The sequence below is a fragment of the Nonlabens dokdonensis genome, from assembly GCF_002162835.1.
In the GTDB taxonomy this organism is placed as follows: domain Bacteria; phylum Bacteroidota; class Bacteroidia; order Flavobacteriales; family Flavobacteriaceae; genus Nonlabens; species Nonlabens dokdonensis_B.
On the sequence record NZ_MAAX01000076.1, the window covers coordinates 33,673 to 47,730 of the forward strand.

Here is a 14,058-nt window from a genome sequence, read left to right on the forward strand (position 1 = left end):
TTATATTTGCACTAATTAAAATAAGATTATGTCATTTTCAAGTTTATTTGAGTCTGGAGCTAGTGCCAGAAATAAAAGTCATTTTGCAACATTAGTAGCTCTTGCACAGGTTTCTGGGATGCAGGAAGAAGAAGAGGTAGTACTTAAAAGGTTTAAGTCTGTACTAGATATATCAGACTCTGATTATACTGCTATTCTTAAAAACCCTAAGGTTTATCCGGTGACACCACCCAATACTAGTGATGAGCGTATCCAGTGGTTACATGACTTATTTAAAATAGTATTTGCAGATCATCATATGGATGAGAACGAGTATAAGCTTTTGAAAAAATATGCCACTGCAATAGGTTACAATGAGGAGGATGCAGAATATTTAGTAAAGCGTTCTATCGAGATTTTTAGCGGGCATTTAAATCTGGAAGATTACAGGTACTTGCTTAACAAAAACAGATAAAATTATAAGAATTTTTTGATTTTGAGCCTTTTATAGATGGTGTTTAGTAATTCATCATCTGTATAAGGCTTTTTTATTACATCTTTAAACCCTGCGGCTTTGTAGGCTGCCATACTTTCTTTACTCGTATGAACCGTCAGCGCGATTATAGGAATCTTCTTATTTGAATTATTTGCAAATTGTTTAATGATGCTTATCAACTCGATAGAATCTATTTGTGAAATGCTTGAGGACATGAGTATTAAATCAAATTCTCGTTTCTCTACTGCCTCTAGGAGCTCTCTTGGGTCGGTATAAACTTCTGTATCAAAATTTCCTGTACTCACTAATACTTTTAGAGCGGTAAGTTGTGTGGTCGTATTTTGGTCTGCAATGAGGACTTTAACTTTTTCAGAAAATTTATATTGTTCTACAGTTGATTTTTTCTTTGGAGGAAGTTTTACTTCATGTAATGGGTAAGCTACTTTAAGGTTTACAATTTGTTGTGTGTGATTTGTATCAACTTCATTGAATTTTAAAGTTCCATCAAGAAGTTCTACTAATTCTCTGACTATTGAAAAGTTTAACCCTTCTGGATTTACTTTTTCTAAGTCCTCTAAGTCATACTTGTCTCCTAATCCTTTAGGTACAGTACCTTTATGGTGCACCTGAAATCTCAAACTGGTTTTTCCAGCTCTTCTATGATTTTCAGTTACCTCAAATTTAATATGCTTACCATCGTTAAAGATAAGGGCGTTTTCTATTAAATTTTTTATTACTTGTGCTATGCGTCTTTCATCACCTTGTAAGAATTCAGGAACGTCCTTAGAGACATTCATTTCAAAGGTGTTATTAGTTAACGATACCTTTGCATTGTAATTCATATAAATACTTGATAATAAGTCTTTAAATGAAAATACTTCTTCGGCTAATTTTGAGTCTCCTTTTTTAAGTTTTGAAAGTTCTATGATATCATCTAGTAATTTTCTTATGGAATCACTTTGTTCTTTTAAGGCTTCTACAAGTTTTGTTTGCTCTAGATCTAGATCTCCTTTGAGTAAAAGAGATGAAAAAGCACTTATTAAGGTTAAAGGACTACGCAATTCTTCAGAAAAGTTTTTAATAAACTTTGTCTTAAAGGCTTCTTTTTCCTTAAGGACGTCATTTTTTAATTCTAGAAGTTCATTTAAGATAAGTGACTGATTGCGTTGTTGGGCTACTTTTTGAATGCGTTTATAAAAATCAGACCTATCTCTTAATATAATGACTCCCGAGTTATCTTTATGTGTGATTACCTCAACATCAAATGTACAATCCAGCATATTTACACAATCTAACTTAAGATGTGTAGCTCTTGATTCAAACATTGAGATCACCGATTCAAAAAATGGATGTGCATCTTTAATAGGTGCGCCTTTCTCTAAATTCAAGATTTTTTGATCTGAACTTTTAATTTTTCCATCTGTATCGATAGATATAAATTGAATAGGTACTATAAACTCATTGCTTGAACTGGTGCTCATTATGAAATAAGAATTTTTGCTATTTTTTCAAATAAGCGTTGAACATTGTTGCCTTCTTTTGCGCTCACTAAAATATCAAGAAAATCTAATTCTTCTTTTTTCTGAGAAATAGACCCTTTAGGCAATAAATCACTTTTATTACCTACTGTGAAAATAGGTACGTTGCCAAAGTTTTTACTCAAGTATTGCTTATGTTCATCGATCTTCTCATAAGTTTTAGGTCTAGTAACATCACTTACATAAATAAAGCCATGTGTGCCTAAAAGATAGGAAGTCCTGATTTCTTCAATCTCATCGGTACCTTCTGTATCCCAAATGATAAGGTTAATATCGTGGTCTTGAAGTTGAACTGTTTTTTTTAATATGTGAACGCCTATTGTAACTTTGTAATCTTCAGAAAAGGTGTCGTCTACAAAACGACGTATAAGAGAGGTTTTACCGACTCCAAAGCTTCCAACTATGACTATTTTTTTAGAGGACATTGTTATTCTTCTGTAAATTTGTATGATTTGAATTTATCTAATAATAAATTCTCTAATTTAGTACGGTCGTAAATAATATTACGTTTACTGATTTCTTGACTGATTTCTAAATTAAAATCTTCTAACTCATTTTCTAGTCTTTCTGTAAAAGTACCACTTACCGCACTAGCAATATAATATTTATGGAAGCTATGCAAGTGTATTTCATAAAGGTCGTATTCTATAGACTGAAGGTCGTGTTGTGTTTCTTTAAAAGCGTCTTCAACAAATGCTTTAATTGCTGTAAGCATACCGCTTATCATATCTTCATCAACGGTTTCTTTAGTCTGGTAACTACCTAATAGTATTCCAGAACCTTTTTCAATCACAAATATTTGTTCTACCTCAGCTTTTGCAAGATTGCTTAAAATAATTTCATTTTCTTTTACACCACTAAAAAGCGCTTTAAGTTTGCGTTTTATGGCTCTTCCAGAAAACACATCTTTTGTAGCATTATCTACATTTTCTGATAGCAGCTTTATCTCGTTTGAGATGTATTTTTTAATCATTTTACCTAGAATAGGGTATAAAGCTTCTACCACTTGGTCTTTGGACTCTTCGATTTGTTTTTTAAGTGTTTGAGTAATTACAGGACCTAATTGATCAGGAATATTAAGGGCAAAGGTTTCCAGCTCCTCCTTAATGATAGGAGAAACCTTTGCAGAAAGTTTTTCTCGCTCTCTAATAGTTTCTTCTAGAAGAGAAATCTTTTTAGAGATACTTTCAGTTAATTGTCTATCATCAGTAAGTAAAAGAGTACGCAGTAAATCCAGCTTATCATCCTGGTTAATCATACTTTGCTTTAGGCCTTTATTTTTTCACCTAATTCTATTAACGCATTACCAAGCATAGAGCGACTTGTTTTGTCATCTTCCATTTGCTCTATTCTGTCATCCATTTTAGACTCCAGATCTGTTATACGTATATTTAAATCTGTAGAAAGGCTGTCGATACTTTTGTGAAGCTCGTCTCTTGTCTCTTCTATCATATCATGCAGCTCTTGTCTCTTTGCAATGATATCTTTCTTTAAAAGATCAAATTCAGAATCGTATTGCTGAATATTTTCACCAAAAATAAGATTCTTTATAGCCTCTAATTTTGAGTTACTATCGATAGATAAGGAAGCATCCTCTAGTTGCTTGTTGTCTTTTGCCATTTTGGTTAGATTAAACGTCAAATTTAAGTAAAATTATCGAGGATATTTACTCATGAACTCTTCTGCTTTATCAACCATATTTTTACTACCGCAGAAGAATGGGACACGTTGATGCAGTTCATTAGGTTTTAGATCCATAATACGTTGATAACCATCACTTGCTTTTCCTCCAGCTTGCTCTGCAATAAACGCCATTGGGTTACATTCATATAACAATCTTAATTTACCATCAACTGCCTTAGAACTTTTAGGATACATGTAGATACCGCCTTTTATCATATTACGATGTATGTCGCTTACTAGACTACCTATATAGCGACTTGTATAAGGCCTATCGCTTTCCTCTTGCTGGCAGTACTTAATGTAATCTTTTACTCCTTGTGGGAAGTGAACGTAATTACCTTCATTCACGCTATAGATGGTACCATTTTCTGGAAATGTCATATTAGGATGAGATAGGTAGTATGTTCCTAATGAAGGGTTAAGTGTAAATCCATTAACTCCATTACCAGTTGTGTAAACTAGCATCGTAGAGGTTCCGTAAATGATGTAGCCTGCAGCTACTTGCATATTTCCTGGTTGTAGAAAATCTTCTAGTTGTACTGGTGTTCCTACTGGAGTGACACGACGATAAATAGAAAATATAGTCCCTACAGATACGTTTACATCTATGTTTGAGCTACCGTCAAGTGGGTCCATAGCTACTACATATTTATTGCCATGATCCTTACGTTCTCCTTCTATAGTTATAAAATCATCATTTTCTTCACTTGCAATTCCACAAACGATCTGTCTGTTTGTTAGTGTTCTAATAAAGGTGTCGTTTGCAAAAACGTCCAGTTTCTGTTGATCTTCTCCTTGAGTGTTGATCTCGCCTGCGCTTCCAGTAATATCTACAAGACCAGCTTTATTCACTTCGTGATTTACCATCTTTGCAGCCAGACGTATAGAGTTAATAAGTCTCGATAATTCACCGCTGCTATATTGAAAGTCAGACTGATTTTCAATAATAAATTCCCCTAATGATTGATTTTTTGTAGCCATAATATGATTAGTTACGCAAATATCTTAATAAAATACTGCTCACTACAACGTTGTATTAGATACTTTTCACATTTTTTTACATGTCGTCATTTATATTTACCTAAAATTTATTCCATGATTCAGGTAAGAGAAGCGGTAAAAGAGGATTTTCCTAGAGTTTTAGAACTTATAAATGAACTGGCGATTTTTGAAAAAGAACCAGATGCAGTAGAAGTTACTGTTGAGGAGCTAGAGCAAAATGGTTTAGGAAATGATCCTTTATTTAAATGTTTTGTGGGACTTTATAATAATCGTATAGAAGGTATAAGCTTATGCTACCCTCGATTTTCTACATGGAAAGGTAAGACCATCCATCTCGAAGATCTTATAGTTACTGAAAAAATGAGAGGAAAAGGCTTAGGTAAGGCGTTATATGATAGTGTGTTACAATATGCTTATGATCAAAAAGTTAGAAGAGTAGAATGGGTGGTGCTGGACTGGAATTCTAACGCTATAAAATTTTATGAGAACACCGGAGCCACTATGATAAAAGACTGGTATCTTGTCCAGATGGATCAAGAATCGTTAAAGAATTACATTACAACACAATGAGGATATTCAAATTTGGTGGCGCCTCAGTAAAAGACGCTAGTGGTGTGCGCAATGTGTGCCGCGTATTGCAAACCGTAGGATATGATGATACGGGAATTGTAGTTTCTGCCATGGGTAAAACGACTAACGCTCTTGAAGAGATTATTAAAAAATACTTGGCTCAAGATCATCGCTATATAGATCTGATTGATAAATTAGAAAGTGAGCATGTATCAATAATTGAAGAACTAGAAAATGCTTGTGATGGTGAAGATGTGGATAGGGTAGCACGCTTTCGCGAAAGCGGAATAAAAAAAGAAATTAGTACTATTTTTAAATCACTTACCGAAGAATTACTACGCAACAAAAGCAAAAGTTATAGTTTTTTATACGATCAAGTGGTAAGTCACGGCGAATTAATGTCTACTAAAATAGTAGCTGCCTATTTAAATTCTTGTGGTATAGGCTTGCAATGGAAAGATGCTAGAGAACTGATTAAAACAGATCAGAAATATCGTGATGCCGCTGTGGACTGGGAGAAAAGTGAAAGGTTAGTACAGCAACATTGCAGTGATGGATTATTTATAACACAAGGATTTATAGCTTCAGACGTGAATGGTTTTACGACTACTTTAGGTAGAGAAGGAAGTGATTATACTGCTGCTATTCTGGCTTACTGTCTTAAAGCACAAAGTGTAACTATCTGGAAAGATGTTCCAGGAGTATTAAATGCAGATCCGCGTGTTTTTGAAAATACAGTGCTATTGAACCAGATTCCTTATAATGAAGCTATCGAGCTAGCTTTTTATGGAGCGTCTGTAATTCATCCTAAAACTTTACAACCACTTCAAGGCAAGAAAATCCCGCTGTATGTCAAGTCATTTATATCGCCAGAGGACCCAGGAACTGTTATCACTGACACGGCAACTATAGAACCTTATATACCTTGCTATATCGTAAGAAAGGATATGGTATTTTTAAAAATATCTTCTAGAGATTTTAGTTTTATAGGAGAAAATAATATTTCAGATATTTTTCAGGAGTTGAGCGAGCATAAAATGCAGGTAGGATTACTGCAAAATAGTGCCATTAGTTTTTCTATTTGCATAGAAGATAAATATGCTAAACTTAATGAATTACTTAATGACCTTAAAACACGTTACCAAATAAGTCATGTCACAGGAGTATCTCTTTACACAGTAAGACATTATGATGAAACAGCTTTAGAATTTATTGAAGAAGGAAAAGAAGTGTTGTTAAAGCAAAGAGCGCAAGAAACATTGCAATTGATCGTTATGGAATAGTCAGGTTACAATTATCTTATATTTGTAACTTGATAACCAACCAATTTTTATGGGTTTAGTAAATGCAAAAGAGGTAGCAAAGGCTATTAATATAGATAAATACGGTTTCCTAGGTACTCTAGGTGGATGGTCCCTAATGAAACTTTTGCGTATTTCTACACTCAATAAATTATATAATAGACATAAGCACAAACAAACTGGAGATTTTTTAAATGGTCTGTTAGAAGATTTACAAATCGAGTTTGAGATTCCTGAAGAAGACCTGAGGCGCATTCCTAAGAATAATGCATTTATAACTATTTCAAATCATCCTTTAGGAGGAATTGATGGTATCTTATTATTAAAACTGCTTCTTGAACGTCGTCCAGACTATAAAATAATAGCAAACTTTTTATTGCACCGCATCGAGCCATTGAAGCCGTTTATCATGCCGGTAAACCCATTTGAGGATCGCAAGGATGTAAAGTCTAGTACTGCTGGCTTTATGCAGGCGATAAGGCATTTAAAAAACGATTTTCCTTTAGGAGTATTTCCTGCCGGAGAAGTCTCTACTTATAGAGATGGAAAGCTAGTCGTAGATAAAAAATGGGAAGAAAGTGCTATGAAACTCATCCAAAGAGCTGAGGTTCCTGTCATCCCTATTTATTTCCATGCAAAGAACAGTCGCATGTTTTATAGACTGGCAAAGATTAATGATGTTTTTAGAACTGCCAAATTACCATCTGAGCTGCTTTCTCAGAAAAACCGTGTTATTAAGGTGAGAATAGGTAATCCTATATCAGTTAAAGCTCAAAAAGAATATGAGTCGCTTAACGACTTCACTGACTTTTTACGTAAAAAAACATATATGCTTTCTAAGCCGTATGACAAAGAAGTTAAAAAACTTAGTGATCTTCCTAAAACAATTAAAATACCTAAAGCACCTAAAAAAATAGCAGCTACCACAGATAAGAACTCGCTTATAAAAGAGGTAGATGCATTAAGAGAAATGGGTGACAAGCGTTTACTAGAATCTAAGAATTATGAAGTTTTTCTTTCTCAAAAAGAACACATTCCTAATGTCTTAACTGAGTTAGGAAGATTAAGGGAAATTACCTTCCGCGCTATAGGTGAAGGTACAAATCAATCTACAGATTTAGATAAGTACGATAACTATTACCATCAAATGTTTCTTTGGGATCGCGACGCAAATTGCATCGCAGGTGCCTACCGTATGGGAATGGGAAGTCAGATCAGTAAAGCCTATGGTCTTGAAGGTTTTTATTTGAATGAGTTGTTCAAATTTGAACCAGAACTTCATAAAATGATGAGTCAGTCCATTGAAATGGGCCGGGCTTTTATCATAAAAGAATACCAGCAAAAACCTATGCCGCTATTCTTATTATGGAAAGGTATCGTGCATTGTACACTTAGGTTTCCAGAGCATAAATACTTAATAGGCGGCGTAAGCATTAGTAATAAGTTTTCTAACTTTTCTAAGTCCTTGATGATTGAATTTATGAAAAGTAATTATTACGATCCATATATAGCTCAATACATTACACCAAAGAAAGATTTTAAGGTTAAACTAGAAGATGCAGATAAGGACTTTATTTTTGATGAAAGTGCTGCAGACCTCAATAAGTTTGATAAAATTATTGATGAACTAGAGCCTAATGAATTACGTCTTCCAGTACTCATAAAGAAGTACGTTAAGCAAAATGCAAAAGTCGTTGCCTTTAATGTAGATCCATTATTTAATAACGCTGTAGATGGTTTAATGTATATACGTATTGCAGACCTTCCTGAAAGTACCGTAAAACCTGTGATGGAAGAATTTCAGGCAGAAATGGAGTCTAAATACTTCTCGCAACAAGACGGTAGTGAACAGTAAATGGTGGTGCTGAAATCTGCACTATCAATTGTGAGACACTTAACTCAAAAATCGATCTAAAATCTCACGGTTTCTGGAATTGCTACCTTTAAACTATAAATTTGAAGAGTAATAGATTAGACCTATTTCTTTTTTTGTAAGTATTTCTCTGCAAAATCCATACAATAATCCTGTAGCTCTTGGCGACTAGATTTAAATGCCTTTTTTATTTCTTTATCGGTTCCAGACGTTTCATCCAGACTATTCATATCTAGATGAAAAATCTGTGCTTTTTTAGCTTTTGACACGGCTATCTCATTTGCCTTTTTAGAAAAGGTGATGATGTAGTCAAAAGAGATATCCTCAATTTCATTAAAATTCATGCGAGACCTCTCAACAGGAATACCTAGTGAATCCATAACCTTTACCGCCATTTGATGCGTAGGTTCAGGTGCTAGCCCAGCGCTTATGACCTGGGTTTTCTTAGAACTGTAGTAATCTAGAAAGCCTTGAGCCATAGGGCCCAAAGTAGAGTTAGTAGTACTTAAAACTAAAATTTTCAATGCCATGTGTAACTAAAAACAACAATTGCTAAGTGCAATGTTAACGCAAAGTTAAGACCATTAAAACTGGTTCACAAAAAAAGACCTTAAACTTAACATTTAAGGTCTTAATATTTTGTTTTTCAGATGTTTAAAACCAAGCTTTTTTATTTAATTGATAAGTATGATAAAACTCTTCATCAGACTTTGTGAGGTATATAATTCCCTCTATAAGTCCTATAAGAATAGGTATGTACATAGTAAACACACCTATGATAATACACATTAATGGAAAAGAAATTAGGAAGATTCCTAGCAATATAAAACCTTCTGTATTGTAACCCAATATAAATTTATGAACTCCTATTCCTCCAAAGAATATTCCTAGGATTCCTGCTAGCACCTTTTTGTTATCTTGGTTATTTACAGTTTGATTAAAATTTTGTTTGAATTCATTGGCGCTGTTCTGAGCGCTATTTGCTGCGTCGTTAAAAGTTTCTTTAGCAGCCTCTTTAGCACTGTCAAAACTATCTTTGGCACTGTCGTATCCTTCTGTACTCATTTTGTGTAATTTATGATTAGTTGTTGTAAATGTATATTATTTTTCAAAAAGGTGCTCATTTGCTGGTTCCCATAATTCTACTTTACGGTCATCACAATCTATAATCCAGCCAAATTTCCCATAATCATACTCCTCTATCTTACCGACTGTTTTAACTCCATTTTGTTTCAGTTCTTCCATTAAACTTTTCAAATCTGCAACGCGGTAATTAATCATAAACTCTTGTTCTCCTGGCTCAAAATAAGTAGACTCTGCTTTAAACGGACTCCATTGCTGGCTTGCTTTTTCATCCAGCTTCACACTATCTGCTTGCCAGAAGGTGCAGCCGTATTCATCTACCGGTAAGCCCAGATGTTTTTCATACCATTTCTTAGTGGCAGCAACGTCTTTACATTTAAAAAATATGCCGCCTATTCCTGTTACTTTTTTCATGATGGTTGATGGTTTGAGATAATTTTATTTGCAATAACTTCAGCAAGTTTATATTTAGATTCTACCGTCCAGCCTGCTACATGTGGGCTTAGTATAACATTGTCCATAGAAAGTAGCTCTTTAAATGCCGTTGGAATCTCGCTTGCGCGAAAAAGAGATTCAAAAGAACCTTTTTCATATTCTAACACATCGAGACCAGCACCTAATACTTTGCCATTCTTAAGTGCTTCGACAAGATCAATAGTTACTACAGACTTGCCTCTTGCAGTATTAACAAGGTAAAATGGTTTTCTAAAAGCACCGATAAAAGCTTGATCTATCATCTTTATAGTATCAGGAGTTTGCGGTATGTGAAGTGATACAACATCAGCTTGCTTTTGTAGTTCTTCAAGACTTACTTGACCGCAATACATATCACCTACTGCTTTTTTAATATCATAACAAATGACCTTGCAGTCAAATCCTGAAAGCTTTTTAGCAAAAGCCTTACCCATGTTTCCATAACCTATTAATCCTACCGTTTTACCTTCCAGTTCTACGCCACGATTTTCTTCTCTTTGCCACAATCCAGACCGTACTTCTTGATCTGCTCGATTCAAATGATTAAATAGCGATAGCAACATTCCTAATGCGTGCTCACCTACAGCATTTCTGTTTCCTTCAGGAGCGTTGTAACAAACGATCCTTTGATCTTTTGCTGTTTCTAGATCAATGTTTTCAAGTCCAGCGCCTACACGACCTATAAACTTTAAATTGCTGGCAGCTCGCAAAAACTCTTGATCAATGGGGAATCTACTTCTTACTATCAGGCCTTCATAGTTATCAATAACTTTCATGATATCCTCTTTAGAAGAAGTGTAGTCATAATGATTTTCAAAACCAGCTTGTTCCAGTTTTTCTGCAAGAATATCGTGGTTACTATCTAGGTGAAGTACTTTCATCTGGTAAAAATAAGATAATTAAAAACCTAAATCTCAATCATATTAAGCTCTTGCTCAAAATCATATTGTAGGTCTTCATGTAAAGTCGAGATACGCGTTTTTATTAGCACAATTTGTCTTGCCATTAAGTCGCGCATAGTTTTACTGCGCAATACTTGTGGATGCGTTTCTCTCATTAGTCTACAAAAGTGTATAAGAAGCGCCACCTCGGTTTCCTTGTTGCCAGAGTAACGAGCATATTTTTTGGTTTCCCTAAGCACTTTGCGCACACCTTTTTGTAAGCGGTAATTATTTGCCGTATTCAGCGCTAGAAATAGGTTGTCCATAAGCGCTTTAACCTTCTCGATATAATCATCTTCATCGGTAGATTCAAAAAGTAAATAGGTGAGTAGTTCCTTATTTTCTTTTTTAAATCGCGACAGTCGCAATACGATCTTAATCAAATCTTCGTCAGACCTGAATTTAAGCTCTTCTTTTAATTCTTTTACCGAAGCCGTTTTCATAGGGGAAAGATAAGCAATGGACCAGATTTAATTCTAATAGAAAAGTTAGAATAAAGTTAGGACTTGTTATGAGGTCCGCTTTCGCGAAAGCGTGATTATCAAAAAACTTCAAGACTGGAGCTATGATGGTACCATAGTATAAATGGTGCTTTTTTAAATCCCTATAATCGCTTTGGCAATCATAAAGTAGATTAGAATTCCGAAGATATCGTTACTCGTAGTTATAAAAGGACCGGTTGCCAGTGCTGGGTCGATACCTCTTTTATGCAAGGCAAGCGGCACAAAAGTACCTACAAGACCTGCTACAATAATAACTGCAAAAAGGGACGTGGAGATAGCAAGGGAAGTGAGCAACTCACCTTTAGTAGCAAATGTGTAAGCAAATAAAAGAATGGCGAGAATTACACCGTTGAGCATAGCAAGCAAAATCTCTTTTACGAGTCTGTTTCCTATACTTCCTTTAAGATCATCATTTGCAATACCTTGCACGATAATTGCGCTAGATTGAACACCTACATTACCAGCCATTGCGGCAATAAGTGGCGTGAAGAAAAATAACACAGCATGCTTTTCAAAAATTTCTTCAAAACCACCCATTATAGCTGCGGCTCCTATTCCTCCTAAAAGTCCTAAAACTAGCCAAGGAAGACGTGCTTTAGTGAGGTCCCAAATACTATCGTTTGCTTCAACATCTTGGGAAATACCACTGGCAAGTTGGTAATCTTTCTCAGCTTCTTCTGTAATAAAATCTACAATATCATCAATGGTAATGCGTCCTACAAGTCGTTCTAGTTCATCAATTACAGGAATGGCTTCTAGATCGTATTTACGCATGATGCGTGCTACTTCTTCTCCAGAGGTGTTTACTGTTACAAAATCAACTTTGGGAATATACACATCCTTAATAGGCGTGGTTTCTTTACTGGTGAGCAGGTCTTTGAGCGAGAGTCTTCCTTTGAGTTTATTGTTGTTATCGACTACATAAATGGAGTGAACACGAGTAACATTTTCTGCCTGAGCACGCATTTCACTTACACAGCCAGTTACTGTCCAGTTTTCGTTTACTCGCACCAGCTCTTTTGCCATTAATCCACCAGCGCTATTTTCTTCATAACGTAGCAGGTCTACGATATCTTCAGCATGTTGCTCGTCTTCTATCTCATTGATAACTTCTTGAGCAATATTTTCTGGTAAATCGTTCAGAATATCAGCAGCATCATCGGTATCCATTTCTTCGAGTTCCTCTGCAATCTCTCGAGGTGATAGCGCATTTAATACGCGATCTCTTTGCGCCTCGTCCAGCTCCATTAAAGCTTCAGACGTTTTTTCTGAATCTAAGAGCTTAACGATAAATACGGCTTGCTCTAGATTAAGCTCATCGATGATCTCTGCAATGTCTGCAAAGTGAAGTTCATCTAGAATACGTTCCAGCTGTTCGCTATCATTAACTTCAATTAATGACTGTATTTCTTCTAGGAAGTCTTTTGTTATATTGAACTGCATAAACGCTGGATTATTCTCGCAAATATAATTTTTTGAGTTTAAGAACTCAGAGTTTTATTTATGTTTCCTAAAGGTAGCGGTAATTCTACCTTTAGGAAATATATAGCTGGAGTATTTACCCAACTCCATACGTAATTTCATTTTGATCCAATACCTCTAACAACTCTGCAGTAACATTTACTTTTTGTAATCTAGCCGACATGTCTAAAGAAATTTTTTCTTCGTGATCCTTCAGATTAAAATACAAACGGTGATCTCCTTGATGCTTGTCCAGAGTCTCCTTTAATAATTCTATGCGCTCTTCTAAAACCTCGCTTACATGTAATTCAATCGTCAGTTTTTTGGCAGCTTGCGACATCACATCTTGTAATTGTGACATGGCGGTAAATAGAATTCTAGGATCTCGAGGTTTGCCTGTATTTTTATCAATCCAGCCTTGCTGAATTTTCACTTTGGCGTGTAAAAAAGTATTTGGTATTAAAAAGTGTCTAAATTTTAAATAATCCTCACCGAACATTCTAAACTCATAAGTTTCCTCATAGTCCTCCATAGTAAACATTCCCCAAGGCTTGTTTGCCTTACTCATCATATGACGTGCTTCTGTAATAACACCACAAAAAGTCAATTCTCTATTTACTAAAGGAGTGAGATCTTTCATAGCCGCTAGATTTGCATTACAGAAAAATTTCATCTCTTTTTTATAGTCGTCCAGTGGATGTCCAGAAATATAGATTCCTACGACTTCTTTTTCTCTTTTTAATTTCTCCATCGTTCCCCAATCTTCGCAAATCGGCAATTGAGGTTCTGGTATTTGTACGTCACTAGCTTCTCCAAAAAGACTTACTTGAGCACTGTTTTCATTCTCTTGAAATTTTTGCGCGTATTTCACAACTTGTTCTAGAAAGATCTGACCGTTTTCAAATTCATAGAAAAACTGAGCTCTATTTTCTCCTCCTAAACCGTCAAAACCACCACTTAAGGCTAGTGCTTCAAAGGACTTTTTATTTGCTGCACGCAAGTCTATGCGCTTTGCCATATCAAAAATGGATTTATATGGACCATCTTTTCGGTTCTCTATAATAGTCATTACTGCGCCATGGCCTAGACCTTTCACAGCTCCCATCCCAAAACGAATAGCTCCCTTAGGGTTTACGGTAAATTTATAATTAGAT

General features: G+C 35.2%; 15 protein-coding genes and 1 pseudogene. 4 read left to right on the forward strand and 12 right to left on the reverse strand.

What is annotated here, in order from left to right:
* Positions 1-28 precede the first annotated feature (28 nt).
* Entirely contained in the window at positions 29-454 is a 426-nt protein-coding gene (locus A9Q93_RS04835; RefSeq protein WP_303686252.1) for a TerB family tellurite resistance protein, read from the forward strand.
* A gap of 2 nt (positions 455-456) precedes the next feature.
* Here the strand turns inward: A9Q93_RS04835 and A9Q93_RS04840 are convergent, their stop codons facing one another.
* From A9Q93_RS04840 to fbp, 5 genes are read right to left on the reverse strand one after another with little or no spacing between them, the layout of a single operon-like run.
* Positions 457-1,956 carry a hybrid sensor histidine kinase/response regulator gene (locus A9Q93_RS04840; protein ID WP_303686253.1) on the reverse strand — a complete coding sequence of 500 codons (1,500 nt, stop codon included), beginning with the start codon at positions 1,954-1,956 and terminating at the stop codon, positions 457-459.
* Positions 1,956-2,438 (reverse strand): Rab family GTPase, encoded by a 483-nt coding sequence (locus A9Q93_RS04845; RefSeq protein ID WP_303686254.1) that lies wholly within the window; start codon positions 2,436-2,438, stop codon positions 1,956-1,958. The genes A9Q93_RS04840 and A9Q93_RS04845 overlap by 1 nt, the downstream gene beginning before the upstream one ends.
* A 2-nt stretch (positions 2,439-2,440) precedes the next feature.
* Positions 2,441-3,271 (reverse strand): cell envelope biogenesis protein OmpA, encoded by an 831-nt coding sequence (locus A9Q93_RS04850; RefSeq protein WP_303686255.1) that lies wholly within the window; start codon positions 3,269-3,271, stop codon positions 2,441-2,443.
* Positions 3,272-3,279: 8 nt separating this feature from the next.
* On the reverse strand, positions 3,280-3,633 hold the full coding sequence (locus A9Q93_RS04855) for a fructose 1,6-bisphosphatase (RefSeq protein ID WP_303686256.1): 354 nt from the start codon (positions 3,631-3,633) through the stop codon (positions 3,280-3,282).
* 33 nt (positions 3,634-3,666) lie between these two features.
* Positions 3,667-4,677 (reverse strand): class 1 fructose-bisphosphatase, encoded by a 1,011-nt coding sequence (fbp, locus tag A9Q93_RS04860; RefSeq protein WP_303686257.1) that lies wholly within the window; start codon positions 4,675-4,677, stop codon positions 3,667-3,669.
* A gap of 114 nt (positions 4,678-4,791) precedes the next feature.
* Between fbp and A9Q93_RS04865 the strand changes: the two genes are divergently transcribed.
* From A9Q93_RS04865 to A9Q93_RS04875, 3 genes are read left to right on the forward strand one after another with little or no spacing between them, the layout of a single operon-like run.
* Positions 4,792-5,268 (forward strand): GNAT family N-acetyltransferase, encoded by a 477-nt coding sequence (locus A9Q93_RS04865; protein ID WP_303686258.1) that lies wholly within the window; start codon positions 4,792-4,794, stop codon positions 5,266-5,268.
* Positions 5,265-6,551, forward strand: a complete 1,287-nt coding sequence (locus A9Q93_RS04870; protein ID WP_303686259.1) for an aspartate kinase — start codon at positions 5,265-5,267, stop codon at positions 6,549-6,551. The genes A9Q93_RS04865 and A9Q93_RS04870 overlap by 4 nt, the downstream gene beginning before the upstream one ends.
* 49 nt (positions 6,552-6,600) lie before the next feature.
* Positions 6,601-8,424: a lysophospholipid acyltransferase family protein gene (locus A9Q93_RS04875; RefSeq protein ID WP_303686260.1), complete on the forward strand. Its 1,824-nt coding sequence runs from the start codon at positions 6,601-6,603 to the stop codon at positions 8,422-8,424.
* 122 nt (positions 8,425-8,546) lie between these two features.
* Here A9Q93_RS04875 and A9Q93_RS04880 read toward each other — a convergent pair whose 3' ends face one another.
* From A9Q93_RS04880 to A9Q93_RS04910, 7 genes and pseudogenes are all read right to left on the reverse strand, one after another.
* Positions 8,547-8,972, reverse strand: coding sequence for a low molecular weight phosphatase family protein (locus A9Q93_RS04880; protein WP_303686261.1), 426 nt, complete (start codon positions 8,970-8,972; stop codon positions 8,547-8,549).
* A gap of 124 nt (positions 8,973-9,096) precedes the next feature.
* Positions 9,097-9,507, reverse strand: a complete 411-nt coding sequence (locus A9Q93_RS04885) for a TM2 domain-containing protein (RefSeq protein WP_303686262.1) — start codon at positions 9,505-9,507, stop codon at positions 9,097-9,099.
* Between the two features lie 36 nt (positions 9,508-9,543).
* The gene (locus tag A9Q93_RS04890; RefSeq protein ID WP_303686263.1) at positions 9,544-9,939 is read right to left on the reverse strand and encodes a VOC family protein; all 396 of its coding nucleotides are present in this window, start codon (positions 9,937-9,939) and stop codon (positions 9,544-9,546) included.
* Entirely contained in the window at positions 9,936-10,880 is a 945-nt protein-coding gene (locus A9Q93_RS04895) for a 2-hydroxyacid dehydrogenase (RefSeq protein ID WP_303686264.1), read from the reverse strand. The genes A9Q93_RS04890 and A9Q93_RS04895 overlap by 4 nt, the downstream gene beginning before the upstream one ends.
* A gap of 26 nt (positions 10,881-10,906) precedes the next feature.
* Positions 10,907-11,383 carry a hypothetical protein gene (locus tag A9Q93_RS04900; RefSeq protein ID WP_303686265.1) on the reverse strand — a complete coding sequence of 159 codons (477 nt, stop codon included), beginning with the start codon at positions 11,381-11,383 and terminating at the stop codon, positions 10,907-10,909.
* A gap of 153 nt (positions 11,384-11,536) precedes the next feature.
* On the reverse strand, positions 11,537-12,886 hold the full coding sequence (gene mgtE / locus A9Q93_RS04905; RefSeq protein WP_303686266.1) for a magnesium transporter: 1,350 nt from the start codon (positions 12,884-12,886) through the stop codon (positions 11,537-11,539).
* A 115-nt stretch (positions 12,887-13,001) separates the two neighbouring features.
* A pseudogene (locus A9Q93_RS04910) lies at positions 13,002-14,058 on the reverse strand (DNA polymerase III subunit alpha); the annotation flags it as partial.

What these genes read in the sequence shown, in the direction of transcription:
- A9Q93_RS04835 (WP_303686252.1), top strand. Translation starts at nt 29, where the DNA reads ATGTCATTTTCAAGTTTATTTGAGTCTGGAGCTAGTGCCAGAAATAAA.
- A9Q93_RS04840 (WP_303686253.1), bottom strand. Translation starts at nt 1,956, where the DNA reads ATGAGCACCAGTTCAAGCAATGAGTTTATAGTACCTATTCAATTTATA.
- A9Q93_RS04845 (WP_303686254.1), bottom strand. Translation starts at nt 2,438, where the DNA reads ATGTCCTCTAAAAAAATAGTCATAGTTGGAAGCTTTGGAGTCGGTAAA.
- A9Q93_RS04850 (WP_303686255.1), bottom strand. Translation starts at nt 3,271, where the DNA reads ATGATTAACCAGGATGATAAGCTGGATTTACTGCGTACTCTTTTACTT.
- A9Q93_RS04855 (WP_303686256.1), bottom strand. Translation starts at nt 3,633, where the DNA reads ATGGCAAAAGACAACAAGCAACTAGAGGATGCTTCCTTATCTATCGAT.
- fbp (WP_303686257.1), bottom strand. Translation starts at nt 4,677, where the DNA reads ATGGCTACAAAAAATCAATCATTAGGGGAATTTATTATTGAAAATCAG.
- A9Q93_RS04865 (WP_303686258.1), top strand. Translation starts at nt 4,792, where the DNA reads ATGATTCAGGTAAGAGAAGCGGTAAAAGAGGATTTTCCTAGAGTTTTA.
- A9Q93_RS04870 (WP_303686259.1), top strand. Translation starts at nt 5,265, where the DNA reads ATGAGGATATTCAAATTTGGTGGCGCCTCAGTAAAAGACGCTAGTGGT.
- A9Q93_RS04875 (WP_303686260.1), top strand. Translation starts at nt 6,601, where the DNA reads ATGGGTTTAGTAAATGCAAAAGAGGTAGCAAAGGCTATTAATATAGAT.
- A9Q93_RS04880 (WP_303686261.1), bottom strand. Translation starts at nt 8,972, where the DNA reads ATGGCATTGAAAATTTTAGTTTTAAGTACTACTAACTCTACTTTGGGC.
- A9Q93_RS04885 (WP_303686262.1), bottom strand. Translation starts at nt 9,507, where the DNA reads ATGAGTACAGAAGGATACGACAGTGCCAAAGATAGTTTTGACAGTGCT.
- A9Q93_RS04890 (WP_303686263.1), bottom strand. Translation starts at nt 9,939, where the DNA reads ATGAAAAAAGTAACAGGAATAGGCGGCATATTTTTTAAATGTAAAGAC.
- A9Q93_RS04895 (WP_303686264.1), bottom strand. Translation starts at nt 10,880, where the DNA reads ATGAAAGTACTTCACCTAGATAGTAACCACGATATTCTTGCAGAAAAA.
- A9Q93_RS04900 (WP_303686265.1), bottom strand. Translation starts at nt 11,383, where the DNA reads ATGAAAACGGCTTCGGTAAAAGAATTAAAAGAAGAGCTTAAATTCAGG.
- mgtE (WP_303686266.1), bottom strand. Translation starts at nt 12,886, where the DNA reads ATGCAGTTCAATATAACAAAAGACTTCCTAGAAGAAATACAGTCATTA.